8 protein-coding genes are annotated in these 12,055 nt (G+C 59.7%); 4 read left to right on the top strand and 4 right to left on the bottom strand.

Annotated elements, in window-relative coordinates; all coding sequences use genetic code 11:
- Positions 1-233 precede the first annotated feature (233 nt).
- On the top strand, positions 234-1,106 hold the full coding sequence (locus tag AC1DUP_RS20755) for an LssY C-terminal domain-containing protein (RefSeq protein WP_115038718.1): 873 nt from the start codon (positions 234-236) through the stop codon (positions 1,104-1,106).
- Between the two features lie 332 nt (positions 1,107-1,438).
- Here the strand turns inward: AC1DUP_RS20755 and AC1DUP_RS20750 are convergent, their stop codons facing one another.
- The 3 genes from AC1DUP_RS20750 to AC1DUP_RS20740 form a co-directional block, all read right to left on the bottom strand.
- The gene (locus AC1DUP_RS20750; RefSeq protein ID WP_115038720.1) at positions 1,439-2,008 is read right to left on the bottom strand and encodes an OmpA family protein; all 570 of its coding nucleotides are present in this window, start codon (positions 2,006-2,008) and stop codon (positions 1,439-1,441) included.
- A 52-nt stretch (positions 2,009-2,060) separates the two neighbouring features.
- Complete coding sequence (locus AC1DUP_RS20745) at positions 2,061-2,411, bottom strand: hypothetical protein (RefSeq protein WP_477834218.1); 351 nt, start codon at positions 2,409-2,411, stop codon at positions 2,061-2,063.
- Between the two features lie 434 nt (positions 2,412-2,845).
- On the bottom strand, positions 2,846-4,519 hold the full coding sequence (locus tag AC1DUP_RS20740) for an arylsulfatase (RefSeq protein ID WP_115038723.1): 1,674 nt from the start codon (positions 4,517-4,519) through the stop codon (positions 2,846-2,848).
- Between the two features lie 425 nt (positions 4,520-4,944).
- On the opposite strand from AC1DUP_RS20740, the gene AC1DUP_RS20735 reads away from it, so the two are divergent.
- Positions 4,945-5,901 carry a formylglycine-generating enzyme family protein gene (locus AC1DUP_RS20735; RefSeq protein WP_115039224.1) on the top strand — a complete coding sequence of 319 codons (957 nt, stop codon included), beginning with the start codon at positions 4,945-4,947 and terminating at the stop codon, positions 5,899-5,901.
- Between the two features lie 1,081 nt (positions 5,902-6,982).
- Here the strand turns inward: AC1DUP_RS20735 and AC1DUP_RS20730 are convergent.
- Positions 6,983-7,216: a hypothetical protein gene (locus tag AC1DUP_RS20730; protein WP_113307407.1), complete on the bottom strand. Its 234-nt coding sequence runs from the start codon at positions 7,214-7,216 to the stop codon at positions 6,983-6,985.
- A 515-nt stretch (positions 7,217-7,731) separates the two neighbouring features.
- Between AC1DUP_RS20730 and AC1DUP_RS20725 the strand changes: the two genes are divergently transcribed.
- Entirely contained in the window at positions 7,732-8,919 is a 1,188-nt protein-coding gene (locus AC1DUP_RS20725) for an efflux RND transporter periplasmic adaptor subunit (RefSeq protein ID WP_115038727.1), read from the top strand.
- Between the two features lie 3 nt (positions 8,920-8,922).
- Positions 8,923-12,039: an efflux RND transporter permease subunit gene (locus AC1DUP_RS20720; RefSeq protein WP_477834085.1), complete on the top strand. Its 3,117-nt coding sequence runs from the start codon at positions 8,923-8,925 to the stop codon at positions 12,037-12,039.
- The last annotated feature ends 16 nt before the right edge of the window (positions 12,040-12,055 follow it).

Raw genomic sequence — 12,055 nt, 5'->3', positions numbered from 1 at the left:
CCCCAGGAAATAGAGAGCCGCCCATTAACAGCGCGGCGGCTCCCGGTTCGTGGCGGGCGTTATGGAGCAAGTGCCACATTGTACCGCAAGCGTGTGGTGGGGGCTCTCGCTCGATATGGCCGACAAGGAGCGACGGCGGCGCTATCATTTGCATACTCTCGGGTGCTAAATCCCGGTGACGAACAGCGAGGGCGACTGCCAGCCCATCAGACGCCAGACTAGGAGACTGTGTCTTGAGATTGCTGACGCGCCTTTTCCGGAGGTTTCTGGTTTTCTGTCTGGGTGTACTCAGCGTTTGGCTGATCGTCTTCGTTATTTTCGATACTGCGGACCACAGGTTTCCATGGCTCGCTGCGGTGTGCCTCACATATGGCCTGGCTGCTTACGTCATTCTTCCGAGCGTGGTCCGACTGTCCCTGAAGGTTCTTCATCGTGGGCTGATCCCCAGATACACGATCACGGCCGATGGCCTGCCCGGCGATCCCATAAATTTCGCCCTCATCGGCAATCTTCAACAACTCCGGGAGGCCTTTGCAACGGCGGGCTGGTCCACGGCCGACAATTTGGGGGTCGCAAGCTCGTTGCGAATGATGCGCGCTTTCCTGATGAACTCTGCCTATCCCACCGCACCTTTCAGCACCTTCTATCTCTTTGGACGACGGCAGGACATAGGATTCCAGGAGCCCATCGACGATAGCCCCCGCAAGCGCCATCACATCCGTTTCTGGGCCCTTAGCCTTGCCCATTCCGAGGACGACATGAGCGGGGCGAGCTTCTGGTTGAATACCGACAGGCCATCGCCCGAGGAGCGCGTCCTATGGGTTGGGGCGGGCACGAGAGATACCGGACTTTCTCTGACTTGGTTAACATTCCAAGTCACACATAAGACCGATTCCGATACGAACGCCGAGCGCGACTACATAGTCAATGAACTGAGGGCAAAGCAAGTAATCGGGGAGGTCGCGCGGCACCAATCTGGCTCACGTTTGAACACCGGAAAGGTCAACCATTACATTACCGATGGTGAGATCGCGTTTGCCAGCTTGACTGTCAGTGCCACGGGTGCCGGTCACGCCGGTGCCGTTGTGGGGCCGGATACACCCTGATCCGATAAACCAGACCGAATGAGTTCAAAGTGCCGAGCGCCCTTGATCAAGAGAAAGACCGAGTTCCCGCCAGTCTAGGATCCCTGACAGCCAGCGTGCAACGCACCGAGCTAAATCGCTCGCGACGGTTCGTGGCCCATGCTCCATGGTCCGCATTCTTGCGCTTTCCACAGCAGCGGGTGCACCTCTGCAATTGGGGCCGACAGGAGTCAGCAACCAAACACCCAATTGCCTACCGCCGCGTTGGTGGCATTTGCTATATAGTAACGCATATTCCTCGCCTATGTGTCCCCGCTTACGGTCGATCGCGATGGCGGATTGACATCGTCTCTCTACCGGACCAGGCCAAGATTGATGAGTTGAACGCGTCGATTATCTGCCGCGGCAGGATGGCCAGCGTCGATTGGCCATTCCTTCCCGACGCCGATGGAATAGAGGCGATCGGCGGAGACGGCGAAGGTCGTGGACAATGCGTAGGATATAGCATCCGCGCGATCCTGGCTGAGCTTGAGATTGTGCTTGGCGTCTCCGGTCGAACTCGAGTGCCCGACCACAAGAAACTTGTATCGAGAGAGTTTTGGGTGATGAAGGGCATCCGCAATCATCCCAATCGTGCGATACGATTTTGGTTCGATGGCGACGGAATCGTTCTCGAAGTCAATCTCGACAATAAGTTGGGATAGACGCGACAAGTTCTGCCAGTCCGGCAGGTTCGCCACGCCGTTTCCGGCGTTTGCCGTGACCTCCTCGGCTAACAAGGCGACGTCGACTGCGGGTGCGCTTTGGTCGAGCCGTTCCAAGGTTCCGATGAGCTGCTTGTGGTCGATCTGCTGGGCTGTGGCGTAGCTTGTGGCAAGTAGCAGGCCGACCGCTGTCAATATGCGAATTCGTGCGATGAACATTCTCTTCCCTCCTATACCCTTGGCTCTAGCGCCATCCGGAGTCCGTGATTGCCTAGTCGCATTTCCTGCCATCAACGCGGCTGGTCTCGATTAGGCACGACAGGATGTTGCCGTCCCCCACGACACCGTTGCAATACTGAGACATGTCACGTTGGCAGACCTTGCTGTACGCCATCTGTGCCTCTTGCCGCTGCTTGATCGACGCCATCACGCTCGTGAACGTGGAGGTGCACGCCGGAGACACCCGGGCGACATTCTTTTCAAGACCGGCCTGAATGCGGCCACCGCCCAGATTGACGCCTTTGCAATGATTCTTGATGTCTTCGCCGCTCTCCTTAACGAGTTCTGTCACCGCGTCTGCGTAGCTGATGGTGTCGGCCCGGCTGGCGACGGCGTGGGTCATGAAGGCGGTGAACGTCACTGCGGCGACTAGAATGAGCCTCTTTTGTATCATGGCAAGATCCTTGAGTGGTTGAAGCTTTACGCGACGGCCTGCCGACGTCGACATTATCCGGTCCAACGGGCATCCCTGTTTGTGGCGGGAAAGCCGAGACTCTGTCTATTGCCCTTCGGGAAATCGTTGCTGAGAAGCTACGGAGTGACATTGACTGCACGCGCGTGGCACTTTCGCGCATTTCGCACGCCGGGTGATGGGCCGCAGGTCGATGGAACTGAAAGCGATCGCCGGATTGAACGCCAGCAACTGACAATCGATGGAGAGCGGTCGCCAGTCCAGTGACAGTCCGCCCCTCGGTCGGCCCAAGGACCTGACAGGTGAAGCACGGAGCGGACGCCGCGCAAGGTGTCCGCTCCGAAGTCGTTACGAAACTGCGTGCGTCAGTCGTGACCAGTCTTCATTTCCCGGACCTGCTGCATGACCTGCTCCAGATTGTAGCTTGCAGGGCTCTGAAGCGGCGGGAAGGCGATATAGGTCTCGAGATGCTTCAGCCACAACTGCTGCCCGATGGGCAGGATGTTCCAGTCGTAGACATAGGCGGTGGACGGCGAAGCGATAGCGCCGCCCATACCGAAAAGTGTCTTGATCTGCTGCCCGACCGAGGTCTCGAACGGGTCGCGCTTGATGTTGACGACCTGCGTCCAGGCGTACGGCATCACCCCGCCAATAAAGCCAGCCGGATCGTCGGAGACCATGGCGAAATACATCTTCCAGTTCTTGTAGCGGACAGCCGACGGCTCCTTGCCGGAATAGTACAAGAAACTGTCGCGCGCGGATGGAGACTTGCCTTCCAGGTAGTCACGCTGGTCGATCCCGTCGAGCGTCGTCTTGACAATTGCGGGATATGTACCCGCTTCGATCTCTTTTTTCAGGCCATCGCCCTTCGGACCGCCCGCGATGTTCACCAACGTCGGCAGCCAGTCGAGCGCCGAGAACATCTCGTTCTTCACCGTGCCGGGCTCGATGTGCCCCGGCCAGCGAACCACAAGCGGCACCCGCATGCCGCCTTCCCAAGTGCTGAGCTTTCCGCCCTTGAACGGGGTGGTGCCACCATCTGGGAAGGTAATCGTTTCGGCGCCGTTATCGGTGGTGAAGACGACGATGGTGTTGTCGAGTTCTCCCATCTCCTCGAGCCTCTTCAGAACGTAGCCGATGTTGTCGTCCATCTGCTTCATGCCGGCTTCGTTGACACCCCAATCCTTGCCGCCGGGCTCGCCGACCATATTAAGATATTTGTCGGGCAACACCGTCGTGATGTGCATGCGGGCCGGGTTGTACCAGACGAAGAACGGCTTTTTGGTTTTCTCGGGGTCATTCCTGTCAAGGAAATCGATGACCTTGCCTGAAATCTCTTCGTCAATCGTCTTGGAGCGTTCAAGCGTCAGCGGGCCCTCATCCTTGCATGTCTGGTTGGCCGCGGACCCGTCGGAGGATGTGCACGCGAGCATCGGACGCGGCGGCGTAAGGCAGGTCGTGGTCTTCGGGTCCACGGACGCCGGGTCTTCCCTTAGGCCGGGGATCGGCGTGTTCTTGCAAGGTGGTGCGATCCCCTGCTCGGTTGCGGTCTTGTTGATGTCGGGGAAGCTCACCCCCTGCATGGCATCGAGGTGATAGAGGTAGCCCCAGAATTCCTGGAACCCGTGTGCTGTCGGCAGGGATTCGGTGGTATCTCCGAGATGGTTCTTGCCGAATTCACCCGTCGAGTAGCCGAGATCATTTAGGAACCTGGCGAGATGAGGCGTGCCGGCCCGCAGGTAGGACGGGCTTCCGGGAATCTCCGGGAGAACCATGCCGACGCGCACCGGCTGCATGCCGGTGATGAACGCGGTCCGCCCAGCTGTGCAGCTCTGCTCGGCATAGTAAGTCATGAACTTCGCCCCTTCCCGGCCGATGCGGTCGATATTGGGCGTTTCACCGACTGCGAGACCTTGGTGATAGATGCTCGGCTGCATCCAGCCGATGTCGTCACCCATGATGAACAGGATGTTGGGTTTCCTGCTCTCCTGCGCATGGATTGCCGCCGTGCTCGCCAACAGGCTGCCGGCGACCGCCATTGCTGCTGTTATGAACTTTGTAGTCCGTCTCATTTCGAATGCCTCCCTCACGGGGCCGCATTGGCGGCCAAGGTTAGTTGAAAGATAAGTCAGAGCAAAAGGGGGCTTGTCGGCGACATCCAAGTTTACTGACCAGCAAATTTGACCAGATCTTTTCGGTAAAGACGCGGCTCCTCGGCCCGCACGGTGACCCTCAACTTGCGGAAGAGGGATTTCCGCTCTTCCATCCATTTTCTACATTGTATTGGCGGCAGCAGATATTGCCCTTTGGGGAATCCGCCGGAGCTGAGTCGCCAGTGATGGGAGCCGTCCGCGACGTATTTCCCGCGCCCCGCATCGAGACCTCCCTAAAGGACAATAGGCAGCAACCGCGGCCGCATGTCATAAGATGCTCGCAGGGGGAGGTTCCAGCGATGGGCAGGACCATGAGTGCAGTGGACGCATACGAAACGGAATTTGAAGGCTTCGCCTGGGTGCCCGCCCGAACGTTCACCATGGGATCGAACAGGCACTATCCTGAGGAGGCCCCCGCCCATCCGGTAAAGGTTGACGGCTTCTGGATCGACGTGACGCCCGTGACCAACCGCCAGTTCGCCGCGTTCGTCAAAGCCACCGGACATGTCACCGTCGCAGAAAAGGCTCCAAAGGCTTCCGACTATCCCGGTGCGATCCCCAGGATGCTGCGCGCCGGATCACTCGTATTCACTCAGCCGAAAACCGTCGTCGGCCCCGACATCAGACAGTGGTGGTCGTTCAAGTTCGGCGCCTACTGGCGGCATCCTTATGGCGGCCGCAGCGATATCCGCGGGAAGCTCGACCATCCGGTCGTCCATGTTGCCTATAGCGACGCCCTAGCGTATGCCCACTGGGCCGGGAAGGACCTGCCGACCGAGGCCGAATGGGAGCTGGCCGCTCGGGGAGGTCTCGAGGACGCCGAATTCGCATGGGGCGACGAATTGATCCCCGGCGGAAAGCTCATGGCCAACATCTGGCAGGGTGCGTTTCCCACAGTGAGCACAAAGCCCGCAGGAGCAGATAGAACATCACCTGTCGGGTCGTTCCCAGCGAACGGCTACGGCATCCACGACATGATCGGCAACGTCTGGGAATGGACGACGGATTTCTGGTCGACCCGCCACTCGGAGCCTGCGACGAAATCATGCTGCATTCCCCAAAATCCACAAGGCGGCGACCGAGAAGCGAGCTTCGACCTCCGCGAGCCGGAAATACGAATTCCACGGCGGGTGCTGAAAGGCGGATCACATCTTTGCGCGCCGAACTACTGCCGGCGCTACCGTCCCTCCGCCCGCCATGCGGAACCAGAAGACACGTCCACCAGCCACGTTGGGTTCCGATGCGTCAAGCGAATCCTAAACAACTAAGGCGAGGCATTCGGGTGCGTGTGCTCAGGTCGATCGTGGCATAGCATGAGCGCCAAAATGGAAAGGGCGCTTCTCGACATCATGTCGGAGCGCCCTCGGTCGGAAATGGCAACGTTGCGCGGAGGCCATCGTCCCAGAACCTTATCTGAGCGGATTCAGATATGCCGTGCAAGATTTCGCCCAGCTGCGCAACGTAGATGGCGGTCCACCCACAGACCCTCGACTGCTTGTCCATAAGATTTCCAATGTGGCGGCGCCGAGCACATTTCCCGCCATCAACCGCTTAGCCTGTGTAGGTATTCTCCTTTGCGACGAAACGGTGACAGAGAAGTCCTGATCGTGAGATCGTGATTCCGTTTCAGACTCGATCGAGATATGCTCGCCGTGCGTTTTTAGAGAGCGGGCGGCGGACCTCGAAGAGTGCGGCGGTGAGTACTCGATCCTCCACGCCACGACACAGGTGGCAGTGATTCCGACGTCGTCAATGACCTCATCTGAAGGACGAGCCTGATCTCGTTCCACTCGTCCAGAAGCGCATCAAACAGCGGACGAAACGCTGGCCCCAGAGATGTCGGTGACCCGATCTAGAAACGCAAGCTCATCGGAGAGAAAAGGAAGGCGCTCAAGCCCGCAAACAAGACCGCGAAATCAGGGTGATGGAAGTCTTGCGCGTGATGCTTGCTGCGTTCCTGTTGCTACCCGCTCGCTGTCCTTCCGCCGGACCCACCACGAACCCGGTCGCCAGCCTCCCGTCGGCATGATCGACAGAACTAGGAAAACTCAACTGCCAAGTCTGGTTCACCATCATCGCGGCTACCGGGTTGCGATCTGCACCCAGAGCGGCCATTTCGCCGAAATTACTCCGCCAGGCGACAACTCGCGCGTCATTCGGCATGACACGACGCCATCATCGACGAGTGCATTCCTCCTCAGCGGATGGCGCGCAATTTCACTTCCACTCCGTCGTACGTGTACAGCTTCGCAGCCCCAGACATTGACCCCAGAGACTTCTCGTGGACCGAAACGCAGAACGAGCGCCACGCAGGAGATAAACCAGAACGCGGCGCGAGTGCAGATAGGGTCAGTAGCCGTTAATGCCGTTGCCACGAACTGGGCCAATCCCGGCGGGGGTGGCGTAGGAATTGTTCTCTGCGCCGGTCGTTGCGCATCCTGAAAGCGTACAGAGTAATATTGCTGCCGCGAAAATGTGCTTTAGGGGCATGGCATATCGATCTTTGATTGTTTTTGGCTCGGTCAACTCAGCGATTTCAAAACTGACTTTCTCCGCCTTCAGCTTGCGTGGAAACGGTTGCATGCTTGGATCCTCCCGCTGTCGTTCTACGAGGTAACCCTTCCATCCATTTTCTACATTGTATTAGCGCAAGCAGATATTGCCCTTTGGGGAATCCCCGTAGGGGATCTCGAATTGCCGCCGATCGGAGCCATCGCGAAAACCCAATGCCGCTACCGTCCGCGTCCCGCCGTCCAGTATGTCCGCGTATTCGGTCGCCAGTACGACGGGAAGCGTGGGAAACCGCTCACATGCTCTTAGCGCCGGTCCTTCTGCGTGCCGCCGGCTGCCCGGATGCGGGAGCGTATACCTATGGGGAACGGCGACTAGACCTGCGTATAGATGCGCCGATGCCCGACCGGACGTAGGCTTCTCGCGTGGAATTGATTGGCAGGACACAGAAGCGCCGGTCGGCTGCCGATAATCAGCAGCCTGACCCCTGGCCTCGGCACCACCGTCAATTCAGGAGACAGATACAGAGGCCGCCCAATGCCGGTGGCCGTTGCAGCATATTCAACCTTTAGTCTATGGAGCCGGCAGTGACATCCATCCGCATCATGACTGAACCCCGTCGTCGCCGGAAACCGGCGATCCTTGCTGCGATTGCCATTCTCGCCGTTGCGGGCGGATCGGCCACAGCCTTCTGGTTTGCAGGGACGGAGCCGACCATTGCCGCCCCGGAGCCAAAGTCGCCGGCCGTGCCGGTCGAGGTCGCCACGCCTGACGTTACCGACGTGCCTGTCTATCTCGACGGCCTTGGCACGGTGCAGGCGAACTATACGGTCAATATCACGACGCGTGTCGACGGAGAGCTCCAGAGCGTGATGTTTGACGAGGGGCAGGCCGTCAAGAAGGGCGATGTGCTCGCCATCATAGACCCTCGCCCTTTCCAGGCAGCCGACGATCAGGCTGCCGCAAAGATCAAGCAGGACCAGGCCGACCTCGCCAACGCCCAATATCTGCTCGGCAAGGACCAGAAACTGGGCCAGCAGCAGATCGTCACGCAGGAAACCGTTGAACAGCAACAAAGCATGGTGGCAAGTGCACAGGCACAGCTCGTGCAGGATCAGGCGGCCAAGGAGGCCGCTGACATCTCGCTCTCCTACACGCAAATCCGCTCGCCGATCGACGGCCGCACGGGTATCCGTCGGATCGACGCCGGCAACGAGGTCCACACGACCGATACGACCTCGATCGTCACGATCACCCAGACACAGCCAATCACGGTTGTCTCCACACTGCGTGAGGACGATCTCGATTCTGTGCGCGACGCGCTGAAGGCCGGCCCGGTCGAGGTGACGGCGATGTCGATGGACCAGTCGCGGCAGCTTGCGTCAGGCACGCTCTCGCTCATCGACAACGAAATCGATCAGGCAAGCGGCACGATCCGCATCAAATCGATTTTTGAGAACAAGGATGATGCGCTCTGGCCTGGTCAATTCGTGACGCTGAGGGTCAAGCAGCAGACGCTCCAGAAGGCCGTGACCATTCCTTCCGCAGCACTTGAGCGGGGAGAGGACGGCTTCTTCGTCTACGTTATCGATGCCACCGGCACGGCTGCAGTGCGCAAGGTCACCCCCGGGCCGATCGAGAGCGGCCACGCCGTCATCGAAAAGGGCCTTTCCGGCAACGAACAGGTCGTCACGTCGGGCCAGTATCGGCTGGATGTCGGCACTCATGTCAGCATTCAACAGGCGGCCGCTACGCAAGCTGCCAGCAAGGAGTAGGCCATGTCGATCTCCTCCTGGTTCATCGAGCGGCCGATCGCCGCCTCGCTAATGATGGCAGGTCTCTTCGGCCTCGGTATCGTCGCCTACCCTCTGCTGCCGGTTGCACCCCTGCCGCAAGTCGATTTTCCGACAATCCAGGTCTCGACACAGCTCCCCGGCGCCGATCCGAAGACGATGGCATCGGCGGTAACCCAGCCGCTGGAGCGGCAGTTCGGCCAGATCCCCGGCGTCACCCAGATGACCTCGACGAGCACGCTCGGCTCGAGCGCGATCACTCTGCAATTCGATCTGTCGCGCGACGTCGATAGCGCCGCCCAGGACGTGCAGACCGCAATCAACGCAGCCGGAGGGCAATTGCCGACGGACCTGCCTTCGCCGCCAACCTATCGCAAGGTCAATCCCGCCGATCCGCCGGTCATGGTTCTTGCGCTCACTTCGGATACACTGCCGCTGACGCAAGTCGACGATTTTGCCGAAAGCGTGCTCGCCCAGCATGTCAGCCAGATCGACGGCGTTTCGCAGGTTCTGATCTTCGGACAGCAGAAGCCGGCCGTGCGCCTGCAGATCGATCCCGGCAAGATCGCCGAGATGGGACTTTCGCTTGAGGATATCCGCAGCGCCGTGACCAGCATCACCAGCAACTCACCGAAAGGCAGTGTGCAGGGTGGAGAGCACACCTACACGATCTATGACAATGACCAGCTCCTCAAGGCCGCCCCCTGGAACGATTCGATCGTCGCTTATCGCGACGGCGCTCCGGTGCGCATCAGCGATATCGGTCAGGCGATCGACGGACCGGAGAACGATCAGCTGGCAGCCTGGGCCGATGGCAAGCGGGCGATCCTCCTGCCGATCTTCAAACTGCCGGGCGCCAACATCATCGATACGGTCGGTGCGATCCGCGCTGCCCTGCCGCAGCTGCAAGCGATCGCCCCGGCGGCCCTCCACCTCTCCATCCTCAGCGACCGGACAACCACGATCCGCGCCTCGGTGGCGGATGTCGAAACGACGCTTGTTATTACCATCGCCCTTGTGGTCATGGTGATCTTCGTCTTCCTGCGCAATGTCTGGGTGACGGTGATCCCGAGCGTCACCGTGCCGCTGGCGCTCCTGGCCACATTGGCGCTGATGTATGTCGCTGGCTTCAGCCTCGATAATCTCTCGCTGATGGGCTTGAGTATCGCCGTCGGTTTCGTCGTCGACGATGCGATCGTCATGGTCGAGAACATCCATCGCCATATGGAGATGGACAAAACGCCGAAACAGGCGGCAATCGACGGCGCGCGCGAAATCGGCTTCACCATCATTTCGATCAGTATCTCGCTCGTCGCCGTCTTCATTCCGCTGCTCCTGATGGGCGGAATTGTCGGCCGGCTGTTCCGCGAGTTCGCAATCACAGTGACGATGACGATCGTCGTCTCGGCAATCGTCTCGCTGACCATCACACCGATGATGAGTTCACGCTTCCTTAAGCCGGAAAAAGACGCCCACCACGGCAGGCTTTATGTAATGAGCGAGCAGGCATTCGACGGGCTTCTTGCGGCCTATCGCTACACGCTTGATATAGCGCTGCGCCATCACCGGCTGACCATGACAGTCTTCATCGCTTCGCTTGCGGCAACCGGCTTCCTGTTCGTCAATATTCCCAAAGGCTTCTTCCCGATCCAGGACACCGGCCTGATCACCGGTACACTTGAAGCCGCGCAGGATATTTCCTTCGCTGAAATGTCGCGCCACCAGCTCGAGGCAGGCAATATCGTTGCCAGCGATCCCGGGGTTGCGACCGTCGGCATGGCCGTCGGCAGCGGGGCCGGCCAGACCGTCAATAACGGCCGCATGTTCATCACGCTGAAGCCTGAAGGCCAGCGCGATGCCTCGGCAAGCGAAATCATCAACCGGCTTCGTCCGAAACTCGCGCAGATGCAGGGTGCAGAACTCTTCCTGCAGCCGGCGCAGGATATCAACGTCGGCGGACGGGCTTCGGCCACGCAGTTCCAATATACGCTGCAGGACGGCAATGCCGACGAGTTGGACGACTGGGCAGCCAAGCTGCTTGCCACATTCAAGACGCTGCCGGAGCTGACCGATGTCGCCACCGACCAGCAGAATAGCGGCGCTACCGTCACGCTTACGATCGACCGTGACCAGGCATCGCGCTTCGGCATTGCGCCGCAAATGATCGACGATACGCTTAACGATGCTTTCGGCCAGCGCCAGGTCACCCAGTATTTCACCGACCTGAACAGCTACCATGTGGTTCTCGAGCTTGCCCCCCAGTTCCAGAAATCGCCGCTGGCGATCAATGGCCTCTACATCAAATCGCCGCTGACCGGCGAGCAGGTTCCCTTGAACGAGCTCGTCAAGCAGACGACGGAACCGACGGCCGTGCTTGCCGTCAACCACCAGAGCCAATTTCCGGCCGTCACACTCTCCTTCAACCTCGCAAAAGGGACCGCACTCAGCCAGGCGGTTGCCGCGATCAACAAGGCTGAGACCGATCTCGGCAAGCCGGCAACCGTCATCGGCACGTTCCAGGGCAATGCGCAGGCCTATCAGAGTTCGCTCTCAAGCGAACCGCTGCTGGTGCTTGCTGCGATTGCTGTGATCTATCTGATCCTCGGCGTGCTCTACGAGAGCTATTTCCATCCGCTGACGATCCTGTCGACGCTTCCCTCCGCCGGTCTTGGTGCTCTCGCCATGCTCTGGGCCTTCGGCTTCGACTTTACCGTCATCGCGCTGATCGGCGTGATCCTCTTGATCGGCATCGTCAAGAAGAACGGCATCATGATCGTCGACTTCGCCATTGCCGCCCAGCGCGAGAAGGGACTGTCGCCGGAAGACGCAATCCGTCAGGCCTGTCTCCTCCGCTTCCGTCCGATCATCATGACGACAGCGGCGGCACTTCTTGCCGGCCTGCCGCTGATGCTCGGCCACGGCACCGGCTCGGAACTGCGCCAGCCGCTCGGCTATGCCATGGTCGGCGGCCTGCTCATCAGCCAGGTGATGACGCTCTACACCACCCCGGTCGTCTACCTCTACCTGGAAAAGCTGAGCGAATTCGTCAGCCGCAGACGGCACGCCACCACCGGCGCCTCAACTCAAGCTCCGGCGGAATAACCCTCCCAATCGACAC

It is taken from the genome of Rhizobium sp. 01L419, from assembly GCF_056400025.1.
Note: the sequence above shows the minus strand (reverse complement) of the source record. Positions and strands in the feature narration are given on the sequence as shown.

Excerpts from the sequence above, each read along its gene's own strand:
- AC1DUP_RS20740 (WP_115038723.1), bottom strand. The coding sequence starts at position 4,519 with ATGGCGGTCGCCGGCAGCCTGTTGGCGAGCACGGCGGCAATCCATGCG.
- AC1DUP_RS20720 (WP_477834085.1), top strand. The coding sequence starts at position 8,923 with ATGTCGATCTCCTCCTGGTTCATCGAGCGGCCGATCGCCGCCTCGCTA.
- AC1DUP_RS20735 (WP_115039224.1), top strand. The coding sequence starts at position 4,945 with ATGAGTGCAGTGGACGCATACGAAACGGAATTTGAAGGCTTCGCCTGG.
- AC1DUP_RS20750 (WP_115038720.1), bottom strand. The coding sequence starts at position 2,008 with ATGTTCATCGCACGAATTCGCATATTGACAGCGGTCGGCCTGCTACTT.
- AC1DUP_RS20730 (WP_113307407.1), bottom strand. The coding sequence starts at position 7,216 with ATGCAACCGTTTCCACGCAAGCTGAAGGCGGAGAAAGTCAGTTTTGAA.
- AC1DUP_RS20745 (WP_477834218.1), bottom strand. The coding sequence starts at position 2,411 with ATGACCCACGCCGTCGCCAGCCGGGCCGACACCATCAGCTACGCAGAC.